Source organism: Pseudomonas sp. KCJK9016, from assembly GCF_046231795.1.
Classification (GTDB): domain Bacteria; phylum Pseudomonadota; class Gammaproteobacteria; order Pseudomonadales; family Pseudomonadaceae; genus Aquipseudomonas; species Aquipseudomonas bananamidigenes.
This window is the reverse complement of record NZ_JBJJMM010000008.1, coordinates 98,053-118,508: the sequence shown is the minus strand read 5'-3', so window position 1 is coordinate 118,508 and position 20,456 is coordinate 98,053. Positions and strand designations below refer to the sequence as shown.

Below are 20,456 nucleotides of genomic sequence, written 5' to 3'. Positions count from 1 at the left end.
TGTTATGCCGACAAAAAATTTTGAAATTTTTCAAAAATAAGTTTGACAGGCTTTCGATACGCCCTTAAGATTCGCCCCGTCCTCAGCGATGACATCAACGATGAGGGGCTATAGCTCAGCTGGGAGAGCGCTTGCATGGCATGCAAGAGGTCGACGGTTCGATCCCGTCTAGCTCCACCAATTTACACTTCGAAGTCTGGCCACACCGGCTTCGAAGCGATCAACACTCAGCGTTGATCAGTTGTATAGAAGGTTTGTGTCCCCTTCGTCTAGTGGCCTAGGACACCGCCCTTTCACGGCGGTAACAGGGGTTCGAGTCCCCTAGGGGACGCCAGTTTTACAGAAGTGATGTTGCAAAATGTCGCTCCGCCGCGAGGCGAAAAATCCGGGGCTATAGCTCAGCTGGGAGAGCGCTTGCATGGCATGCAAGAGGTCGACGGTTCGATCCCGTCTAGCTCCACCAATTTACAGTTCAAGGTCTGGCCACGCAGGCCTTGAATCGATCAGATCTCAGCACTGATCAGTTGTATAGAAGGTTTGTGTCCCCTTCGTCTAGTGGCCTAGGACACCGCCCTTTCACGGCGGTAACAGGGGTTCGAGTCCCCTAGGGGACGCCACGATTACCCGCCTTGCGGGATTTATAAGGGTCATTCAATTATTGAATGGCCCTTTTGTTTGTCTGGCGTTTGGCCAAATCTCCTTTTTCCTTACACTGTGCTTCAGACCAGCGGTCATACTTTCGACTTGCAGAATATTATTATGAGAATAATATTCTAATCGTAATATTCGGAGACAACGATGAACGACAAAAAAGCTCAAACCCGCGAACGCATCCTCAAGGCTGCCAGCGCCGCTCTGATTCAGCGCGGTCCGGCCGAACCGAGCGTGGGTGAAGTCATGGGTGCCGCCGGCCTGACTGTCGGTGGCTTCTACGCGCACTTCGAGAGCAAGGACGCGATGATGCTTGAGGCGTTCAAACAGTTGTTGAGTCGTCGTCGGGATCTGATTGCCGACATGGATAGCGAGTTGACCGGTGAAGAGCGCCGCGCCTTGGTGGCTGCGTTTTACCTGTCGCGCAAGCATCGCGATTCCAGCGATTCGGCCTGTCCGATTCCGGCTTCTATCGGTGAACTGGGAAGGCTGCCGGAAGCGTTTCGCATAGCGCTGAACGAACACCTGGAACTGATGATTGCGCAACTGGCGTCAAGCCCCGAAGACACCGACAAAGCGCTGGCCGACGTGGCTCTGATGGTGGGTGGCCTCGCGCTCGCAAGGGCGTTGGGGCCAGGTGATTTATCCGATCGATTGCTGCGCGCTGCCAAGTCGGCGGTGCGTTGACCTGAAGGCAGCAAGCCTGAGGAGAGAGCGATGAGCACGTTGAAGTGGGTTCGTGGTGTTAATGGCACCTTGGGCTGGTTTGCGCCGAAACTGGTGGCAAGCAAAATGCGCATGGCATTCATGACGCCGCGTGCCAATGCGCCACGGGATTGGGAATTGCCGCTGCTGGCGAAGTCCGAGCGGATCACTTTACGTTTCGGCCTCTCCGCTCTGCGTTGGGGGCAAGGTCCGACAGTTCTGCTGATGCACGGCTGGGAAGGGCGGCCGACCCAGTTCGCTGCATTGATCACCGCGCTGGTCGAAGCCGGTTATACCGTGGTTGCACTCGACGGTCCGGCTCACGGTCGTTCGCCGGGACGCGAAGCCAACGTCGTATTGTTCGCCCGCGCCATGCTCGAGGCGGCTGCCGAGCTGCCTCCGCTGCAAGCGGTCATCGGCCATTCCATGGGTGGTGCCAGCGCCATGCTCGCGGTGCAGTTGGGGCTGCGTACCGAAACCCTGGTCAGTATTGCCGCTCCGGCACGTATTCTGGGCGTTTTGCGCGGATTTGCGCGTTATGTCGGGATGCCGCCCAGGGCTCGTTCTGCCTTCATTCGTCAGGTCGAGCAGGACGTCGGCATGCGCGCCGCCACTCTTGACGTCGCCCACTATCAACTGGATATGCCAGGTCTGATCGTGCACGCCGAAGACGATACGTTCGTCTCGGTGAAAGAATCCCGGCTGATCCACGAATCCTGGTTCGACAGCCGATTGTTGCGTCTGGAGTCCGGCGGCCATCAGCGTGTACTGGCCGACCCCAGGGTGATTGATGGTGTGCTATCACTGCTGGCCGGGCGCAGCCTTCAGGCGCGGCAATCGGCGTAGTCATCCGTTACACTGCCTCGGTTGAATCATCTGACCGGGAGTAGGGCATGGGCTGGGATCGGGCGACGCCGTTTACCATTGATCTGCAAGTGGGCGCCGAGGACATCGACGGGCTGGGTCACGCCAACAACGCGGTGTACGTGACCTGGCTCGAACGCTGCGCCTGGCGCCACTCGCAGCGCCTCGGTCTGGATCTGGTCGAGTACCGGCGTCTGGATCGGGCAATGGCCGTTGTACGACACGAAATCGATTACCTGGCGGCCGCCTACGAAGGCGACGAGCTGCAACTGGCGACCTGGATCGTCGATTGGGATCAGCGCCTGAAAATGACCCGTCACTTCCAACTGGTTCGCCCCAGTGATAACGCCACGCTGTTGCGCGCCCAGACCACCTTCGTCTGCATCGAGCTGTCCACCGGCAAGCCCAAGCGTATGCCTGCCGAGTTCATCGAAGGCTATGGCCCGGCCATCCAGACAGCGGGCATGGGTTTACCCCGCGAAACCCAGTAAACTGCCGCTCGTTTTTCCTTGAGTGTGTGTTTTCCATGCAAATTGCTCTGGCGCCGATGGAAGGGTTGGTCGACGACATCCTGCGCGATGTCCTGACCCGAGTCGGCGGTATTGACTGGTGTGTGACCGAGTTCATTCGCGTCAACGATCAGTTGCTGACCCCGGCCTATTTCCACAAGTTCGGCCCTGAACTGCTCAATGGCGCCCGCACCGCCGCTGGTGTGCCGCTGCGCGTGCAACTGTTGGGTTCCGACCCCGTATGCCTGGCGGAGAACGCTGCACTGGCCTGTGAACTGGGCTCGGAAGTGATCGATCTGAACTTCGGTTGCCCGGCCAAAACCGTGAACAAGTCCCGTGGCGGAGCCGTTCTGCTCAAGGAGCCGGAACTGCTCAACCAGATCGTCGAACACGTGCGGCGTGCAGTGCCGGCGCACATTCCCGTCACTGCCAAGATGCGCCTGGGTTTCGACAGCCCGGACGGCTCGCTGGTCTGCGCCACGGCGCTGGCCGAGGGCGGCGCCGAGCATATCGTGGTTCATGCCCGGACCAAGATGGACGGCTACAAGCCGCCGGCCCACTGGGAGTGGATTCCGCGTGTGCAGGACGTGGTCAAAGTTCCAGTGTTCGCCAATGGCGACATCTGGAGTGTCGAAGACTGGCGGCGCTGTCGGGAAATCAGCGGTGTCGAAGACATCATGCTCGGTCGCGGCCTGGTGTCCCGTCCGGATCTGGCCCGGCAGATCGCTGCCGCCCGTGCCGGCGAGGAAGTCGTCGAGATGACCTGGGCCGAGCTGCTGCCGCTGATCCAGGACTTCTGGCTGCAAGCCAAAGCGCAGATGACTGCACGACAATCGCCGGGTCGCCTGAAGCAATGGCTGGCGATGCTGACCCGCAACTACCCCGAAGCCACCGAGCTGTTTACCGTGCTTCGCCGCGAAACCGAGCCGGACCAGGTCTCGCGTTTGCTGGGCTTGCCGGTCGCCGAAGCGGCCTGAAAAAAATCTTCAAATCTTCTCTTGAAAACAAAATGCAGGTCCCTATCTAAGGGTTACGCGATGCCGAATTCGGGTCGCGGAGACAAAAAAACTTGCTGATTGTTTTCAGGAGATTTGAACCATGAGTACTGCATTTTCCCTCGCTCCACTGTTCCGTTCCTCGGTTGGTTTCGACCGTTTCAACGACCTGTTCGAAACCGCCCTGCGTAACGAGCCAGGCAGCAGCTATCCGCCTTACAACGTCGAAAAACACGGTGACGATCAATACCGCATCGTCGTGGCGGCGGCCGGTTTCCAGGAAGAAGACCTGGAACTGCAAGTCGAGAAAGGCGTGTTGACCATCAGTGGCGGCAAGCGTGACGCGAACGAAGGCGTCACTTTCCTGCACCAGGGCATCGCCCAGCGTGCATTCAAGCTGTCCTTCCGTCTGGCCGATCACATCGAGATCAAGGCTGCCGACCTGCGTAACGGTCTGTTGAGCATTGACCTGCTGCGAGTGATCCCGGAAGAGGCGAAGGCCAAGCGCATCCCGATCAACGGGACGGAGAAGCCGGTTCTGCAACACTGATTCACTTGCAGAAACACATCGTCTGAACGGGCGATGAGCCGATGAATGAAGGCCCCGATACGTCGGGGCCTTTTTTGTGGGTGCAAGAAAACTCCAGTTCGGCTTTGCCACCAGCGGCGGTTTCTCTACAATCCGCCGAAGTTTTGCCGACCCCCATCCTTACCGGTCGGCCTGGAGCCCTTTTTCATGGACGATATTCAACAGCGCTGGCTGTGCGCCCTCTCTGCGCCCATGGCCGCGCTCAACACCGGTGCCGGGTACGACGACCCCGCATTCTGCGATGACCATTACATCGATCTGAAAGACAGCTGGGGCATCGATGACCGGCGCCAGTTGTTCGACATGCTCCAATGGATGACGGACGACGGTCATGCCAAACACCTGAAGGGAGCCTATCTGGCATGGCAGCGTTGCCTGCCAAGTCAATGGCGGGCCTTGCTTGAAGAGCTGAGTCCCCGTGAGCGTGTACTGCACGAGTTCGCGAGCCGAACTTTTGGCAGTTGCGGTCCGGGAGGCATTTTGTCCTGGGACTATGGGCGGATGGGCTTCCTCTTGCGTTGCGCTGTACGTAATCAGTGGATCGATCTGTCCGAAAGCAACTGGCTGCACAGCCGTTTGGCCGTCAGGGCGCAATTTCACTACGACAGCTGGACGTCCTACTTCAACGGCTTTGTTGTGGGCCGCACGTTTTGGTGTTGCCTGAACACAAGCGACGACGAACTGGCTTGCGAGCTGGAACGACAAGGGGACAGCGCTCATAACCTGCGAATCACCCGTGGCCTCGCCCAGAACATCCCGCACTTTCTGGCTGACTTGCCTTGGCACATGGAGATCGATTCGTTACCCCGTCCGGCATCGCTCAAGGAGTTCGACTGGTCATGAGTTGCTGGATTCGCCTGGGCATCGAACCTACCTCCGATGAAACCCTGATTCGCGATGCCTACCGCGCACGTCTGCCGTCGCATCATCCGGAAACCGATCCTGAAGGATTTCAGGCGCTGCGCATGGCCTATGAAAACGCCTTGCGTCTTGCGCGTGAGGACGTGGAAGAAACGCCCGAGGAAGAAGCTGAAGACTCAGAGCAGGAGGTCGTCGAGATCCCGCAGGCGTTCGTGGATTTCTGCGAGTTGCTTGATGATCCCGCACGACGGTTCAATGTCCAGGCGTGGCTGGCATTTGTCCGGGCGCTGGACGAGCTGTCGCTGGAGCAGCTCGATGAACTCAGTTGGAGGCTCTACCACCAGATGGCCGACGCCGGTCCGCTGTCCTACCGATGCGCGAATCTGTTGGCCAAGCGTATGGCCTGGGATCATCAGTTGCTGGATCTGGAATTCAACGACGCTCATCGAGTGGAAGCCTTTCTGCAGCGAATCGGAACGCCTGACCCGTTTGATACGGATCTGATGAGCAACTGGTCAGAGCCTGCACAGATCGAATCACTCTGGTACGCCCGTAGCCTCGACTTTATCTTCACCCAGCGTCCACTCCATGAGTTCGCCGACTTCGCCAGCCAGCACACCTGTCTGCCCTTGCCGGATGATGCTGCGTTCATCAAGCGTTTGCTGGTTCAGTTCACGCAGGCGGGCATGGGGGCGCCGACGTTCTTGCAGTGCTGCGTCGAACAGCAACTTGAATCACCCGATGATGTGGACTGGCTGTACCTGGTGGCTTGTCAGAGCAGTCTGCTGGGGGATGACGATAAGGCATTGCCGTACTGGATCCGGTTGTGGAATGAACATCGCCATCCGATGGCCGAAAATCGTCTTCTGGAGTTGTGTGCCAAGCGGCAATCGACTTTTCTGCCTCTGCTGATTCAGGCGTTCGATTGTCTGGGCGACTTTTCTGGCTGGCCTGCGGATCTTGGGGATGATGCACAGGTGTATGGCAGTCCCTCACAACGCCCCGAGACGCTGAACCGTTGGTTGGGTGTCGGTCGGTTGAAGCTTGATAACCTGTCGCAGAGTTTTGTCGACTGGCGCATGACGGGCGATGAACTCCCTTTACTGGCGCAGTTGCTGGGTGAAAATACCGACAGCCGACTGCTGCATCTGTACCGACATGCGTGGGCGCTGCATCGGGGTGATGCGGTCTTGCTGCAGCGGATTCTGGACCAGCCGCTCCCGGTCGATGCGCTCGAATGCCTGGTGTTGAGCGGGTTCAAGGTTCAGGCCGGGCAGCACCTGCGCTGGTTGAGCGATGCGCCGATTGCGCAAGCGATGAACGCCTTCAGCGAAGCGGATTCAAGGCCACAGCAGTTGCCGCAGGAACTGACAAAAGGCGGACTGCACAAGGTTTGCCGTCAATGGTTGCGCCGCCTGCGGCCCTACAGTGACTCCGCCCTTGAGCGCATCGCCGAAGCGTTCAGGTTGGGTGCCGTCAGAGACGACTGCGACTTGTCCGAGCTCGATCTGATTCTTCAGTTGAGTCGTCGTGGGACAGGGTTACCGCCGGTCGGGCTGGGTGAGGCTGCCTGGGAGTGGCACGCGCAGACCTTGTTTTTACTGGCGTTGCTGGATCAGCCGGAACGCTGGCTGCAACTGATCGATGCGCAGTGCCTTGAGCGTCTGCCTTTCAATCCGGCTCATCCTGTGAGTCGATTGCAGCCACTGTTGCGGCGTTTGCAACGTGAGCAAGGCAATTGCGACGGGTTGTTGGGCTGGCTGCAAGGCAATGATCCGGTGCACGGCTTGTTGGTGCAGCAATTGTTCAGCGTGCAGCAGGCCCTCGACAGCGCCCGATTGCCTGCCAGCACACTGCTTTACACCTGTATCGAAAGCGACCGCGCTGCATGCGGCGACGATCTGCTGGGCTTGTTGATGTTCTGGGGCGTGCTCTACCACGACCCGAGTCTGAGCGCCGAGCAGCATCGCGTCTTGCTGCAATCCATCGCGGCAGTCAGTTGCGAAGACGACTGGTTCGAAGGTTTTCGCGACGCCTTGATCAAAGGCGAGCCGGTGTGGCCGCCGCGCAAGGTGCTGACGGATTTTGGTGTCGACAAACTCTTGGCATACGAGGCGCTGGATGCGCTCAGGGGCATGGTTCGCCATGGCGCTGCAGGTGTGCCGAAAACCCGGGTGTTGCGCCAATTGCAGCAGGGCAAGGATGACATCCAGAACAGTGTCGGTTTGCGTCTGGCGCTGTGTGCCTTGCTGTCCTGGTCGGAGCGTTTGATGCTGGCCAAAAGTGATATTCAGCCGGTAGCGGCGGGTGCGATCTGGCGCCTGGGGTCGCGGTTGGGGCGCAAGGCATTTATCGCTCAGGTCCTGGGGTGTGTGGTGATTGCGCCGGTCGCAGGTCTGCTCAGTGGTACCACGCTCTTTGGGATTCTGATTCTGTTGCTCAGTGTTCTGCTGTTATTCGGCGCCACGCTGCGCCGTTTGCATGACATGGGGCGAGGCCTGCCGACGTTGCTGATATTCATGGCACTGTCACCGATCTTGCCGTTTCTGCCACTACTGCTGTTCGGGTTTCCCGGAGACAGGCTACCCAACCGATATGGTGTGCCGCCGGACAGCGGTGGTAACGAAATGCTGTCCGGTGGCTTGCAGGCTGCGCTGCGGCGGCTCAACGGCTAGAGGCGCAGTTGGTCCAGCGCCTTGTTGATTTCTGAGCGGTAGCTGGCGATCTCTACAGGTTTTTGACCGGTGAGCACCGTAGTGAAGTTGTGCAGCCACTCGGCAATGTGTTCGCGCTGTGCGCCCAGACTCTGCATCCATGCCCGCTCCAGGCGGGCCAGCAGTGTGCGGTTGGGCAATGCGTCACGCGGATGGACCTTCAGCGTTGACAGTCGGTCATGGCTGTCTCTGCGTGCTTGCTCATCCAGTCCGGTGGGGCTGCGGTCGATGCTGTGGCTATGGCGTTCGCCGGTCTCGAGCAGCGTGACGTCGACTTCGAGCAAGCCGTTGATGTCGTAGCTGAAGCGCACGTCCAGTTCCTGGATATTGTCACTGGGCGTCAAGGTGACATCGAAAGCGTCGATAAGGATGTTGTCACGTACCCACGGCCGCTCGCCCTGATAGACGGCAATGCGGATCAACTCCTGTCGGGGATAGGTTGTGTGGTAACGCTCGACCCGTGACGTTGGAATGATGGTGTTGCGTTCGATGATCGGCGAAAAAGCCCCTTCGATGCCTTTGCCACGCATTGTCTCGATGCCCAGCGTATACGGGCAGACGTCGGTGAGGATCAGTTCTTCGATCGCACCGTCGCGCGCCTTGCAGGCGGCTTGTGTGGCCGCTCCCAGTGCAACGAGGGTGTCGGGATCAAGATGCCGGTAAGGCAGGCGCCCGAACAGTGTGGCGACCAACTGTTGTACCGCGGGCATCCGCGTCGCGCCACCCACCAGCACCAGGCTATCGAGATCCCGTGGCTTCAGGCGCGCATCGCGCAGGGCCTGTTCGATCGGCGCACGCAATTTTGCCAGCAAGGGTTCCCAGATCTTCACGGCAGCGGCTTCGTCCAGCGACCATTCGTACAGCTTGTCGGCATGGCGCCAGCTTAGCGATTGAGTGCCCTCGCCGAGTTTGCATTTGAGCTGTTCCAGCGCATCGTTCAGGCTGGCCATGCCTTGCGGATCAATCGTCGACGGGGTCAGTTGCCAGTTCTTCAGACAGGCGTTCAACAGTGCGGCGGTAAAGTCTTCGCCACCCAGGAAGTTGTCACCCGTGGACGCATGCACCTCGATCAGCGGCAACGCGTATTCCAGTACTGTGACGTCGAAAGTCCCACCGCCCAGATCGAAGATCAGTGTGCGTTCGAATTTCTGCTCATGCAGCCCATAGGCCATGGCTGCGGCGGTCGGTTCGTTGATCAGTCGTGAGACTTTTAGGCCTGCCAGTTCGGCGGCGAAAAGTGTGCGTTTACGTTGTTCGTCACTGAAATAGGCAGGCACTGAAATCACCGCCGCCTGGACCGGGTGCCCCAGAAAGGCCTCGGCATCCTGTTTGAGCGAACCGATCACCAGTGCCGAGAGCTCTTCCGGGCTGAATGAACGCTCGCCCAATTCCAGACTTTTTTCACTGCCCATGAATCGTTTGAATGCCGCTGCCGTGCGCTCCGGGTGGGTGGTCAACCGGGCGCGGGCGGCCTTGCCGACCAGAATGGTGTCGTCTTCATCAAGGCTGACCACTGAAGGGGTCAATACCTCGCCGAGGGCATTCGGGATCAATCGGGCCTGCCCGTCCTGCCAGACGGCGATCAAACTGTTGGTAGTACCAAGGTCTATGCCCAGCAGGGCCGGGCGGGAGAGGGTTGCATCCTGCATGATTGATCTCGAAACGGCGCGAAAAAACGCGACCCTACAGGTTGCCGCCAACCCTGGCAATTACCGGTCTTGCATCAATACCAGTGGCAAGCGACTGCAGGTTACCGGTCACTCCAGCAACCCTTTCAATCCCTCCAGCGCCACCGGCCGGCTGTGCAGATACCCCTGATACAAGTGGCAGCCGAGTCCTTGCAGGAATTCAAGCTGCTCCGGGGATTCCACGCCTTCGGCGATCACTTCCAGTTCCAGGCTGCGGGCCATGGCGACGATGGCGCGGATGATCTCGGCGTCGTTGGGGTCGCTGGTAGCGTCGCGGATGAAGGACTGATCGATTTTCAGGGTGTCCACCGGCAGGCGCTTGAGGTAGGTCAGCGATGAATAGCCGGTGCCGAAATCGTCCATGGCAAAACTCACGCCGAGCTTTTTCAGGCGGCGCATCTTGCTGATGGTGTCTTCCAGGTTCTGGATCACGATGCCTTCGGTGATTTCCAGTTTCAGCAGCGAGCAGGGCAGGCCATGGCTGGTCATGCTGTGTTCGATACGTTCGACGAAGTCGTTCTGGCGGAACTGCCGGGGGCTGATGTTCACGCACAGGCTGAACGCCAGCGGATCGATCAAGCCGTCGGCAATCAGTTGTTTGAAAGCATCACAGGCCTCGTCGAGAATCCAGGTGCCGACTTCGAGGATCAGCCCGCTGTCTTCCAGTACCTTGATGAACTCGGCAGGCGATTGCGCGCCGAGTTCCGGGTGGTTCCAGCGTACCAGCGCCTCGGCGCCGATGATGCGGTTGTCCCGGGCGTCCACTTGCGGCTGGAAATGCACGTTGAATTCGCCTCGGGACAATGCCAGGCGCAAGTCGGTCTCCATGCGCAGCCGTTCGCTGGCCGCTTTCTGCATGGTGTTGTGATACATCTGTGTGGTGTTGCGGCCTGAATCCTTGGCCCGGTACAGCGCGATATCCGCGCGTTTGAGCAGGTCGGTCGGGGTCGAGCCGTGGTCGGGAATCAGCGCCACGCCGATGCTCGGCGTCACTTGCAGGCGCTGACCGTCGAGGAACATTGGCTCCGACAGCAGTTCGCGAATGGTGTCGGCCAGTTCACGCACCTGCACGCTGACCTCGTTGCGCGTGCCTTCCAGGCCACTGAGCAGCACCACGAATTCATCGCCACCGAGCCGGGCGACGGTGTCTTCCATGCGCACACTGGCCTCGAGGCGCGCGGTGATGATCTTCAGCACCGTGTCGCCGACCGGATGGCCGAGCGAGTCGTTGATGTGCTTGAAGTGATCGAGATCGAGAAACAGCAGCGCGCCGCGCAAATTGTGGCGTTTGAGCAAGGCGATCTGCTGGCTCAGGCGATCCATCAGCAGTGCGCGGTTGGGCAGGTTGGTCAGCGGGTCGTGATAGGCCAGATGACGGATCTGTGCCTCGGCATTTTTCAGCAGGCTGACGTCCCGGGCGGTCAACAACAGGCAGGCGGTTTCGTTGAGGGTGATCGGCTCTACGGAGACTTCCACGGTCAACAATTCCCCGCGTTTGTTGCGCCCGAGCATTTCCTGATGATGCACGCGGCCCTTGATCTGCAACTCGGCGAGCAGTGCCGAGCGTTGTTTTTCCTCGGCCCAGATGCCGACCTGATACACGGTCTTGCCCACCACTTCGTCGGCACGATAACCGGTCAGGCGACAGAAGCCGTCGTTGACCTCCAGGTAGCGCCCTGTATCGCGCTCGGTAATGGTGATGGCGTCGGGGCTGGAGTGAAACGCTTTGGCAAATTTCTCTTCGCTGGCCTTGAGTGCCGCTTCCGAGCGCTGTTGCTGAGTGATGTCGCGCAGCGTGGTGACGATGCACGGCTGGTTGCCGACGCTGATCTGGCGGCTGGAAATCACGCAGGTCAGCGATTGGCCGTCCTTGTGCTGGACGATGATCGCGACGTTGCTCAGGCCCTGTTCGCGGATCACCCGTTCGATACGTTGCAGGCTCTTGGCGGAAGCATCCCACAGGCCGATTTCCTCGGCGGTATGGCCGATGACATCGGCGGCGCTCCAGCCAAAGGTCTGGGTAAAGCTTGAATTGATCTCGATGAATTCCCCGGTTTCCTGACGTGTCACGCAGATCGGGTCGGGACTGACCTGGAACAGCGTGGCGAATTTCTCTTCGGAGGCTATCAGGCGCTGTTCGCGTTCGACCTGGTCGGTGATATCCAGCAAAGTGCCCGCCATGCGCAGTGGTACGCCGTTCTCGTCGCGATAAAGGCGGGCGCGGCTTTCCAGGTAGCGGGATCGACCGTCCGGCAGTTGCACGCGATACGTCAACTGATAGTTGCCTGCCGGACCTTCGCGCAGGCTGCGGTAGGCGTCGCGCATGCTGTCGCGCTCTTCGCCGGGCACGCCTTCGAAGAACTCGTCGAACGATTCGTGAAACGGAATCGGTTCAAGTCCGTGCAATTGCGCGGCTCGCGCCGAGCCGTAAAGCATGCCGCTGGGAATGTGCCAGTCCCAGGTGCCGAGCTGTGCCGAGTCCAGGGCCAGATCGAGGCGTTCCTGACTGTCCTTGAGTGCGTGTTCGGCCGCCTTGCGTTCGGTGGTGTCGAGAAAGGTGCTGAGCAGGTACGGCTGGCCTTCGAGTTCAACCTTTTGAGCGCTGAGAATGCCGTCGTGAACCTGGCCGTTGCTGGCGCGGAACTGCACCTCCATGCTGATCAACTCGCCCTTGGCCTTGGTCTTCCTGACCAGTTCCGCTCGTTGTTCGGGATGCACCCACAAGCCGAGTTCCAGAGTGGTTCGACCAATGGCGCTCTGCACCGGCCAGCCGAACAGGCTCTCGAAATACTGGTTGGCCTCGCTGATGAGGCCGTCTTCCTGGCGGGTCAGCAGCACCATGTTCGGACACAGGTGAAACAGTGTGGCGAAACGTTTCTCCGAGCTGCTGAGGGCCTGTTCCCGTTGCCGCTGGTGGGTGATTTCACGAATCACCCCGATCATTCGGGGGCGGCCATGCTTGTCCGGCAGCAGACTGCCATTGATTTCCAACCAGTGCAGGCTGCCGTCGGGCCAGCGGATGCGATGGTGCATCGCTTGTTCCAGCGGCGCGCCGGCAATGACCGCATGAAAGGCGCGAATGGTCTTGGCCCGGTCTTCCGGCGGCAGCAGGTCGAGGTATTCCAGATCTTCGGGCAATGGCTGCCGTGGATCGAAGCCGAACAGGGCCTGGGTGCCCCGCGACCAACTGATCTGCCCGCGTTCGATGTCCCAATACCAGGCACCGAGACGGGCACCGTTGAGCGCCGCGAGCAATTGTGGCGCGCTCTCCCAGCTCTGTTCGGAACGCCGTGGGTCAATGGCCTGAATACGCGGCATCGGCGGAATACGGTCAACAGATTTCGGCATTGTTAACGGGCCTTGAGCTGATTTGGGCGTTAGGCACAGGGACGGCAGCTCTATAGGAGTAGCACAAGTCAGCCGAGAGTCCCTGGCAGATCGATTTGCGCGTCCAGCAGGGCCATAAACGCCCGTGCAGCATTCGACAGTGTCCGTTCGGTGTGCAGGATATAGCCTAGCTGGCGACTGAGCTGTATGCCCGGCAAAGGTATGCGCGCCACCTGTTCATCGAGCATGGTGCGTGGCAAAACGCTCCAGGCCAGGCCGATCGACACCATCATCTTGATGGTTTCCAGGTAGTTGGTGCTCATGGCGATGTTCGGTGTCAGCCCCTGTGCCTCGAACAAGCGTTGGACAATATGGTGAGTAAAGGTGTTTCCGCCGGGAAAAACCGCCGGATGACCGGCAATGTCTGCCAATGTGACGGCGCCGTTGCTGATCAGCGAGTGTTCCGGGGCGACTACGAAATCCAGTGGGTCATCCCAGACCGGCATGGCCTTGACCAGTGTGTGCGGCTCCGGTGCCAGGGTTATGACCGCCAGTTCCGCTCGGCCATGGAGAATTTCCTCGTAGGCCACTTCCGAATCGAGGAACTGAATATCCAGCGCAACCTGTGGGTAGCGGCGGGTGTATTCGCGCAACAGGGGTGGCAGACGGTGCAGACCTATATGGTGACTGGTGGCCAGCGTCAGGCGACCGCTGACTTCGCCGGTGAGGTTGGTCAGCGCGCGGCGGGTGTCGTCCAGTACGTTGAGAATCTGATAGGCCCGCGGCAGCAGGGCCCGGCCGGCCTCGGTCAGACCCACTTCACGGCCCAGACGGTCGAACAGACGCACATTCAATTGCTGCTCCAGCCCGGCGATGCGTTTACTGATCGCCGGTTGTGTCAGGTGCAGGCGTTCGCCAGCGCCGGAGAAGCTTCCGGACTCGGCAATCGCGATAAAGGCATTGAGGTTGGCCAGATCCATTTCTGTATTCCAGTTGGTTATCCAAAGCATAAAAAATATGAATTTGAGTTATTCAATCTAACCCCATAGGATCGGCCTCACAAGCCAAAGGGTTATTGATAAGCCCAGGGCATAGAAACAAGCTGATGAGGAAACGTCTGATGGCCGGCAAAACGCTCTACGACAAGCTCTGGGATTCGCATTTGGTCAAGCAGCGCGACGATGGCTCGGCGCTGATCTATATTGATCGTCACATCATCCACGAAGTGACCTCGCCGCAAGCCTTCGAAGGCCTGCGTCTGGCCGGGCGCAAGCCATGGCGCATCGATGCCAACATCGCGACCCCGGACCATAACGTACCGACCACGCCGGAGCGCAAGGGCGGCATCAGCGCCATTGCCGACCAGGTCTCGCGTTTGCAGGTTCAGACCCTCGACGACAACTGCGATGAATACGGCATCGTCGAGTTCAAGATGAACGACGTGCGCCAGGGCATCGTCCATGTGATCAGCCCGGAGCAGGGCGCGACCTTGCCGGGCATGACCGTGGTCTGCGGCGACTCCCACACCTCGACCCACGGCGCGTTCGGTGCCCTGGCTCACGGTATCGGCACCTCCGAAGTCGAGCACGTGCTCGCTACCCAGTGCCTGGTCGCCAAGAAAATGAAGAACATGCTGGTGCGTGTCGAAGGCCGGTTGCCGTTCGGCGTGACCGCCAAGGACATCGTTCTTGCCGTGATCGGCAAGATCGGCACCGCCGGCGGCAACGGTCATGCCATCGAGTTCGCCGGCAGCGCGATTCGCGACCTGTCGATCGAAGGCCGCATGACCATCTGCAACATGTCCATTGAAGCCGGCGCCCGCGTGGGCCTGGTGGCGGCAGACCAGAAGACTGTGGATTATGTCAAGGGACGTCCGTTCGCACCGAAGGGCGCCCAGTGGGAGCAGGCCGTCGAATCCTGGAAAGACCTGGTGTCCGACGCCGACGCGCATTTCGACACCGTGGTCGAACTCGACGCCGCACAGATCAAACCGCAAGTCAGCTGGGGCACCTCGCCGGAAATGGTCCTGGCCGTTGATCAGAACGTGCCGGACCCGGCAAGGGAAACGGACCCGGTCAAACGCGACTCCATCGTCCGTGCCTTGAAATACATGGGTCTGACCGCCAATCAGGCGATCACCGACATTCAGCTCGACCGCGTGTTCATCGGTTCCTGCACCAATTCGCGGATCGAAGACTTGCGTGCTGCGGCTGCGATCGCCAAAGGCCGCAAGGTCGCGTCGACCATCAAGCAGGCCATTGTGGTACCGGGTTCGGGGCTGGTGAAGGCGCAGGCCGAGGCCGAAGGTCTGGACAAGATCTTCCTCGAAGCCGGTTTCGAATGGCGTGAACCGGGCTGTTCGATGTGTCTGGCGATGAACCCGGATCGCCTGGAGTCCGGCGAGCATTGCGCTTCGACGTCCAACCGTAACTTCGAAGGCCGTCAGGGCGCCGGTGGCCGTACCCACCTCGTCAGCCCGGCCATGGCCGCTGCGGCGGCGGTGAACGGTCGTTTCATCGACGTTCGTGAATTGATCTGAGGAGCGCAGCATGAAAGCTTTTACCCAGCACACCGGCCTTGTCGCACCTTTGGATCGTGCCAACGTCGACACTGACCAGATCATCCCGAAGCAGTTCTTGAAATCGATCAAGCGCACCGGTTTCGGGCCGAACCTGTTCGACGAGTGGCGTTACCTCGATGTGGGGCAGCCGTACCAGGACAACTCCAAGCGCCCGCTGAACAAGGAGTTCGTGCTCAACGCCGAGCGTTATCAAGGCGCCAGTGTATTGCTGGCCCGCGAGAACTTCGGCTGCGGCTCCAGCCGTGAACACGCGCCGTGGGCGCTGGAAGAGTACGGTTTCCGCAGCATCATCGCGCCGAGCTATGCCGACATCTTCTTCAACAACAGCTTCAAGAACGGCCTGCTGCCGATCATCTTGAGCGACGCAGAAGTCGACGAACTGTTCAAAGAGGTGGAAGCCGAGCCGGGTTATCAGCTGCAGATCGACCTGCACGAGCAGACCGTGACCAGCCCGAGCGGAAAGACTTACCGTTTCGAGATCGACGCATTCCGCAAGCACTGCCTGCTCAATGGCCTGGACGACATCGGCCTGACCCTGCAGGACGACGATGCGATTGCGGCGTTCGAAGCCAGGCATCGTGCGAGCCAGCCGTGGTTGTTCCGCGACGCGTGAGATTGATGTAGTCAGGGCTGGACCCTTCGCGGGCAAGCCCGCTCCCACATTTGAAGTGCATTCCCCTGTGGGAGCGAGCTTGCTCGCGAAAAGGGCAGTTCAAACAACATAGAAATCAGGATGTGACCATGACCAGCACCGCCCACAGTCAGGTTGTACAAAAGCAATTCGGTGAACAGGCCGCCGCCTACCTGAGCAGCGCCGTTCACGCTCAAGGCACTGAATTTGCGCTGCTGCAGGCTGAACTGGCGGGGCAGGGCGAGGCACGGGTGCTGGACCTGGGTTGCGGCGCCGGACACGTGAGTTTTCACGTCGCCCCGTTGGTGAAGGAAGTGGTGGCTTACGACCTGTCGCAGCAGATGCTCGACGTGGTGGCCGCTGCTGCCGTTGATCGCGGGTTGAGCAACGTTTCCACGGTCAACGGCGCCGCCGAGCGTCTGCCGTTTGCCGATGGCGAGTTCGACTTCGTGTTCAGCCGTTACTCGGCGCACCACTGGAGCGATCTTGGCGTGGCCCTGCGCGAAGTGCGCCGGGTGCTGAAGCCGGGTGGCGTGGCGGCGTTCATCGATGTGCTGTCGCCTGGCAGTCCGTTGTTCGATACCTATCTGCAGAGTGTCGAAGTGCTGCGCGACACCAGCCATGTACGCGATTATTCTGCCGGTGAGTGGCTGCGCCAAGTCAGCGAGGCCGGTCTGCACACCCGCAGCACCACACGTCAGCGCCTGCGTCTGGAGTACAACAGCTGGGTCGAGCGCATGCGCACGCCCGAGGTGATGCGCGCCGCGATCCGCCAGTTGCAGCAATCGATGGGCAACGAAGTGCGTGAATATTTTGAGATTGAGGCCGATGGTTCGTTCAGTACAGATGTACTGGTGCTCTGGGCTGAAAAGTAATCTTGGAACGTTAAGTATTTTTCCGGGCGCGCCAGTCGATGGCGCACCGACTGAAGACACGAGGAAAGCATGAGCAAGCAGATTCTGATTCTCCCAGGCGACGGTATTGGTCCGGAAATCATGGCCGAAGCGGTCAAGGTGCTGGAGCTGGCCAACGACAAGTACAGCCTGGGCTTCGAGCTGAGCCATGACGTGATTGGTGGCGCCGCCATCGACAAGCACGGCGTGCCGCTGGCCGACGAAACCCTGGACCGTGCCCGTGCCGCCGACGCTGTGCTGCTGGGTGCCGTGGGCGGTCCGAAATGGGACACCATCGAGCGTGACATTCGCCCTGAGCGCGGTCTGCTGAAAATCCGTGCGCAACTGGGGCTGTTCGGCAACCTGCGTCCGGCGATCCTGTATCCGCAACTAGCCGATGCTTCGAGCCTGAAGCCGGAAATCGTTTCCGGGCTGGACATCCTGATCGTCCGCGAGCTGACCGGCGGTATCTATTTCGGCACGCCGCGCGGCACCCGCACCCTGGAAAACGGCGAGCGTCAGTCCTACGACACGCTGCCGTACAGCGAGAGCGAAATCCGCCGCATCGCCCGTGTCGGTTTCGACATGGCCATGGTTCGTGGCAAGAAGCTGTGCTCGGTGGACAAGGCCAACGTGCTGGCGTCCAGTCAGTTGTGGCGTGAAGTGGTCGAGCAGGTGGCCAAGGATTACCCTGAAGTCGAGCTCAGCCACATGTACGTCGACAACGCTGCGATGCAACTGGTGCGCGCACCGAAGCAGTTCGACGTGATCGTCACCGACAACATGTTCGGCGACATCCTGTCCGACGAAGCGTCGATGCTCACCGGTTCCATCGGCATGCTGCCGTCGGCTTCGCTGGATGCCAACAACAAGGGCATGTACGAGCCTTGCCACGGTTCGGCACCGGACATCGCCGGCAAAGGCATCGCCAACCCGCTGGCGACCATTCTGTCGGTGTCGATGATGCTGCGTTACAGCTTCAATCTGCACGAGGCGGCGGATGCCATCGAGAAAGCGGTCAGCGTGGTGCTGGATCAAGGCCTGCGCACCGGCGACATCTTTTCGACCGGTTGCACTAAAGTCGGTACGCAGGAAATGGGTGACGCAGTAGTCGCCGCGCTGCGGAATCTGTAATCTCTCGGGCCCGCTGCGAAATTCAATACAAAGCAGCGGCCCACTTTTCAAGAAGGTGTAGTTGCGATGAAACGTGTAGGTCTGATCGGTTGGCGCGGCATGGTCGGTTCCGTGCTCATGCAGCGGATGCTGGAAGAGCAGGACTTCGATCTTATCGAGCCGGTGTTTTTCACCACTTCCAATGTCGGTGGCCAAGGCCCGTCCGTGGGCAAGGACATTGCTCCGCTCAAGGACGCTTACAGCATTGAAGAGCTGAAGACCCTCGACGTGATCCTGACCTGCCAGGGCGGCGACTACACCAGCGAAGTATTCCCCAAGCTGCGCGAAGCCGGCTGGCAGGGTTACTGGATCGACGCGGCCTCGAGCCTGCGGATGAACGACGACGCCGTCATCATTCTCGACCCGGTCAACCGCAAGGTCATCGACCAGCAGCTCGATGCGGGCACCAAGAACTACATCGGCGGCAACTGCACCGTCAGCCTGATGCTGATGGGCCTGGGCGGTCTGTTCGAGGCCGGTCTGGTCGAGTGGATGAGCGCCATGACCTATCAGGCGGCCTCCGGTGCCGGCGCGCAGAACATGCGTGAACTGATCAAGCAGATGGGCGCGACCCACGCGGCTGTCGCCGATCAACTGGCCGATCCGGCCAGCGCGATCCTCGACATCGACCGTCGTGTGGCCGAAGCCATGCGCAGCGACGCGTACCCGACCGAAAACTTCGGCGTACCGCTGGCCGGCAGCCTGATCCCGTGGATCGACAAGGAACTGCCGAACGGCCAGAGCCGCGAAGAGTGGAAGGCCCAGGCCGAGACCAACAAGATCCTCGGCCGCTTCAAGAGCCCGATCCCGGTCGACGGCATCTGCGTGCGCATCGGCGCCATGCGCTGCCACAGCCAGGCGCTGACCATCAAGCTGAACAAGGACGTGCCGATCGCCGACATCGAAGGGTTGATCAGCCAGCACAACCCTTGGGTCAAGCTGGTGCCGAACAACCGTGAAATCAGCATGCAGGAGCTGAGCCCGACGAAAGTCACCGGCACCCTGAACGTACCGGTCGGTCGTCTGCGCAAGCTGAACATGGGGTCGCAGTTCGTTGGCGCGTTCACCGTCGGCGACCAGCTGCTGTGGGGCGCGGCCGAGCCGCTGCGCCGCATGTTGCGGATCCTGCTGGAGCGTTGATCGCTTGAAGCAATGAAAGAACCCGTACCTTGCAAGAGGCGCGGGTTTTTTTTGCCTGTCTGGCAGCCACCCGGTAAAGTGCCGCTCCCCCCGTTCCACCAGAGGTCGCACCATGAGCCAGCCCATTGATATTGCCGTGATCGGCGCCACCGGTATTGTCGGCGAAACCCTTGTGCAGATTCTCGAAGAGCGCGACTTCCCGGTCGGCAACCTGCACCTGCTGGCCAGCAGCGAATCCGCCGGCAGCTCGGTGCTGTTTCGCAACAAGAACGTGCGTGTGCGCGAAGTCGACGCGTTCGATTTCAGCAAGGTCAGACTGGCGTTCTTTGCCGCCGGCCCGGCCATCACCCTGAGTTACGCCGCCCGCGCCCATGCGACAGGTTGTTCGTTGGTGGACCTGTCCGGAGCCTTGCCGGCGGATCAGGCGCCGCAAGTGGTGCCGGAAGCCAATGCCACTGTACTCGCGGGTATGAAAATGCCGTTCCAGGTCAGCAGCCCGAGCCCGTCGGCCACCACACTGGCGGTGGTGCTGGCGCCGTTGCTTGATCTGGTCGATCTGCAATATGTGCATGTCACCGCCAATCTGGCGGTTTCCGCTCAGGGCCGTGAAGCGGTTTCCGAGCTGGCGCGGCAGACGACGGAACTGCTGAACATGCGTCCGCTGGAACTGACCTTCTTCGATCGGCAGATGGCGTTCAATCTGCTGGCTCAGGTCGGCACGCCGGATGTCCACGGCCACACGCTGCTGGAAAAACGCCTGGTGCGCGAGCTGCGTCAGGTGCTGGCCAAACCTTCATTAAAGATTTCCGCAACTTGCGTTCAAGCCCCGGTGTTTTTTGGCGATAGCTTTAGCGTGACCTTGCAGTCAGCGAGCGCGGTCGATCTGGAAAAGGTCAATGCCGCCCTTGAAGAGGCAGAGGGCATCGAACTGGTCGAGGCCGGCGACTATCCGACTGCCGTCGGTGACGCGGTGGGGCAGGATGTGGTCTATGTCGGGCGGGTGCGTGCCGGTGTCGACGAGCCGTCGGAACTTAATTTGTGGCTGACGTCAGATAACGTACGCAAAGGCGCGGCGCTCAACGCGGTGCAAGTGGCCGAGTTGTTGATAAAAGACCTGCTGTAAAAGATACTTGGC

General features: G+C 60.1%; 16 protein-coding genes and 4 tRNA genes. 17 read left to right on the top strand and 3 right to left on the bottom strand.

The window, feature by feature from the left end:
* Window positions 1-104 precede the first annotated feature (104 nt).
* From ACK6BI_RS10165 to ACK6BI_RS10115, 11 genes are all read left to right on the top strand, one after another.
* A tRNA-Ala gene (locus tag ACK6BI_RS10165) sits at window positions 105-180 on the top strand.
* Window positions 181-258: 78 nt separating this feature from the next.
* Window positions 259-334, top strand: a tRNA-Glu gene (locus tag ACK6BI_RS10160).
* A gap of 53 nt (window positions 335-387) precedes the next feature.
* Window positions 388-463: transfer RNA gene (locus ACK6BI_RS10155), tRNA-Ala, on the top strand.
* A 78-nt stretch (window positions 464-541) separates the two neighbouring features.
* Window positions 542-617, top strand: a tRNA-Glu gene (locus tag ACK6BI_RS10150).
* Between the two features lie 181 nt (window positions 618-798).
* Entirely contained in the window at window positions 799-1,338 is a 540-nt protein-coding gene (locus tag ACK6BI_RS10145; RefSeq protein ID WP_065261386.1) for a TetR/AcrR family transcriptional regulator, read from the top strand.
* Between the two features lie 30 nt (window positions 1,339-1,368).
* Entirely contained in the window at window positions 1,369-2,202 is an 834-nt protein-coding gene (locus ACK6BI_RS10140; RefSeq protein ID WP_409316971.1) for an alpha/beta fold hydrolase, read from the top strand.
* A gap of 47 nt (window positions 2,203-2,249) precedes the next feature.
* Window positions 2,250-2,711, top strand: a complete 462-nt coding sequence (locus tag ACK6BI_RS10135) for an acyl-CoA thioesterase (protein WP_409316970.1) — start codon at window positions 2,250-2,252, stop codon at window positions 2,709-2,711.
* Between the two features lie 35 nt (window positions 2,712-2,746).
* Window positions 2,747-3,706, top strand: coding sequence for a tRNA dihydrouridine synthase (locus ACK6BI_RS10130; RefSeq protein WP_409316969.1), 960 nt, complete (start codon window positions 2,747-2,749; stop codon window positions 3,704-3,706).
* A gap of 121 nt (window positions 3,707-3,827) precedes the next feature.
* Window positions 3,828-4,274 (top strand): Hsp20 family protein, encoded by a 447-nt coding sequence (locus ACK6BI_RS10125; RefSeq protein ID WP_409316968.1) that lies wholly within the window; start codon window positions 3,828-3,830, stop codon window positions 4,272-4,274.
* A 186-nt stretch (window positions 4,275-4,460) separates the two neighbouring features.
* Entirely contained in the window at window positions 4,461-5,156 is a 696-nt protein-coding gene (locus ACK6BI_RS10120) for a DUF1266 domain-containing protein (protein ID WP_409316967.1), read from the top strand.
* The gene (locus ACK6BI_RS10115; RefSeq protein ID WP_409316966.1) at window positions 5,153-7,849 is read left to right on the top strand and encodes a DUF805 domain-containing protein; all 2,697 of its coding nucleotides are present in this window, start codon (window positions 5,153-5,155) and stop codon (window positions 7,847-7,849) included. Before ACK6BI_RS10120 ends, ACK6BI_RS10115 begins: the two co-directional genes overlap by 4 nt.
* Here ACK6BI_RS10115 and ACK6BI_RS10110 read toward each other — a convergent pair.
* From ACK6BI_RS10110 to ACK6BI_RS10100, 3 genes are all read right to left on the bottom strand, one after another.
* The gene (locus ACK6BI_RS10110) at window positions 7,846-9,537 is read right to left on the bottom strand and encodes an Hsp70 family protein (RefSeq protein ID WP_409316965.1); all 1,692 of its coding nucleotides are present in this window, start codon (window positions 9,535-9,537) and stop codon (window positions 7,846-7,848) included. The genes ACK6BI_RS10115 and ACK6BI_RS10110 overlap by 4 nt on opposite strands.
* Window positions 9,538-9,645: 108 nt before the next feature.
* Window positions 9,646-12,924: a PAS domain S-box protein gene (locus ACK6BI_RS10105; protein ID WP_409316964.1), complete on the bottom strand. Its 3,279-nt coding sequence runs from the start codon at window positions 12,922-12,924 to the stop codon at window positions 9,646-9,648.
* Window positions 12,925-12,992: 68 nt separating this feature from the next.
* Window positions 12,993-13,883 (bottom strand): LysR family transcriptional regulator, encoded by an 891-nt coding sequence (locus ACK6BI_RS10100; RefSeq protein WP_065261391.1) that lies wholly within the window; start codon window positions 13,881-13,883, stop codon window positions 12,993-12,995.
* Between the two features lie 140 nt (window positions 13,884-14,023).
* Between ACK6BI_RS10100 and leuC the strand changes: the two genes are divergently transcribed.
* The 6 genes from leuC to ACK6BI_RS10070 all read left to right on the top strand — a co-directional run bounded on the left by leuC (window position 14,024) and on the right by ACK6BI_RS10070 (window position 20,444).
* Complete coding sequence (gene leuC / locus ACK6BI_RS10095; protein WP_409316963.1) at window positions 14,024-15,442, top strand: 3-isopropylmalate dehydratase large subunit; 1,419 nt, start codon at window positions 14,024-14,026, stop codon at window positions 15,440-15,442.
* A 10-nt stretch (window positions 15,443-15,452) separates the two neighbouring features.
* The gene (leuD, locus tag ACK6BI_RS10090; protein WP_409316962.1) at window positions 15,453-16,097 is read left to right on the top strand and encodes a 3-isopropylmalate dehydratase small subunit; all 645 of its coding nucleotides are present in this window, start codon (window positions 15,453-15,455) and stop codon (window positions 16,095-16,097) included.
* Between the two features lie 128 nt (window positions 16,098-16,225).
* Entirely contained in the window at window positions 16,226-16,990 is a 765-nt protein-coding gene (locus tag ACK6BI_RS10085; RefSeq protein ID WP_007956447.1) for a class I SAM-dependent methyltransferase, read from the top strand.
* Between the two features lie 69 nt (window positions 16,991-17,059).
* Window positions 17,060-18,142 carry a 3-isopropylmalate dehydrogenase gene (gene leuB, locus ACK6BI_RS10080; RefSeq protein ID WP_065261395.1) on the top strand — a complete coding sequence of 361 codons (1,083 nt, stop codon included), beginning with the start codon at window positions 17,060-17,062 and terminating at the stop codon, window positions 18,140-18,142.
* Between the two features lie 66 nt (window positions 18,143-18,208).
* The gene (gene asd / locus ACK6BI_RS10075) at window positions 18,209-19,321 is read left to right on the top strand and encodes an aspartate-semialdehyde dehydrogenase (RefSeq protein ID WP_011333354.1); all 1,113 of its coding nucleotides are present in this window, start codon (window positions 18,209-18,211) and stop codon (window positions 19,319-19,321) included.
* Between the two features lie 112 nt (window positions 19,322-19,433).
* Window positions 19,434-20,444: an aspartate-semialdehyde dehydrogenase gene (locus tag ACK6BI_RS10070; protein ID WP_409316961.1), complete on the top strand. Its 1,011-nt coding sequence runs from the start codon at window positions 19,434-19,436 to the stop codon at window positions 20,442-20,444.
* Window positions 20,445-20,456: the final 12 nt, after the last annotated feature.

Excerpts from the sequence above, each read along its gene's own strand:
- ACK6BI_RS10145 (WP_065261386.1), top strand. The coding sequence starts at position 799 with ATGAACGACAAAAAAGCTCAAACCCGCGAACGCATCCTCAAGGCTGCC.
- ACK6BI_RS10140 (WP_409316971.1), top strand. The coding sequence starts at position 1,369 with ATGAGCACGTTGAAGTGGGTTCGTGGTGTTAATGGCACCTTGGGCTGG.
- ACK6BI_RS10135 (WP_409316970.1), top strand. The coding sequence starts at position 2,250 with ATGGGCTGGGATCGGGCGACGCCGTTTACCATTGATCTGCAAGTGGGC.
- ACK6BI_RS10130 (WP_409316969.1), top strand. The coding sequence starts at position 2,747 with ATGCAAATTGCTCTGGCGCCGATGGAAGGGTTGGTCGACGACATCCTG.
- ACK6BI_RS10125 (WP_409316968.1), top strand. The coding sequence starts at position 3,828 with ATGAGTACTGCATTTTCCCTCGCTCCACTGTTCCGTTCCTCGGTTGGT.
- ACK6BI_RS10120 (WP_409316967.1), top strand. The coding sequence starts at position 4,461 with ATGGACGATATTCAACAGCGCTGGCTGTGCGCCCTCTCTGCGCCCATG.
- ACK6BI_RS10115 (WP_409316966.1), top strand. The coding sequence starts at position 5,153 with ATGAGTTGCTGGATTCGCCTGGGCATCGAACCTACCTCCGATGAAACC.
- ACK6BI_RS10110 (WP_409316965.1), bottom strand. The coding sequence starts at position 9,537 with ATGCAGGATGCAACCCTCTCCCGCCCGGCCCTGCTGGGCATAGACCTT.
- ACK6BI_RS10105 (WP_409316964.1), bottom strand. The coding sequence starts at position 12,924 with ATGCCGAAATCTGTTGACCGTATTCCGCCGATGCCGCGTATTCAGGCC.
- ACK6BI_RS10100 (WP_065261391.1), bottom strand. The coding sequence starts at position 13,883 with ATGGATCTGGCCAACCTCAATGCCTTTATCGCGATTGCCGAGTCCGGA.
- leuC (WP_409316963.1), top strand. The coding sequence starts at position 14,024 with ATGGCCGGCAAAACGCTCTACGACAAGCTCTGGGATTCGCATTTGGTC.
- leuD (WP_409316962.1), top strand. The coding sequence starts at position 15,453 with ATGAAAGCTTTTACCCAGCACACCGGCCTTGTCGCACCTTTGGATCGT.
- ACK6BI_RS10085 (WP_007956447.1), top strand. The coding sequence starts at position 16,226 with ATGACCAGCACCGCCCACAGTCAGGTTGTACAAAAGCAATTCGGTGAA.
- leuB (WP_065261395.1), top strand. The coding sequence starts at position 17,060 with ATGAGCAAGCAGATTCTGATTCTCCCAGGCGACGGTATTGGTCCGGAA.
- asd (WP_011333354.1), top strand. The coding sequence starts at position 18,209 with ATGAAACGTGTAGGTCTGATCGGTTGGCGCGGCATGGTCGGTTCCGTG.
- ACK6BI_RS10070 (WP_409316961.1), top strand. The coding sequence starts at position 19,434 with ATGAGCCAGCCCATTGATATTGCCGTGATCGGCGCCACCGGTATTGTC.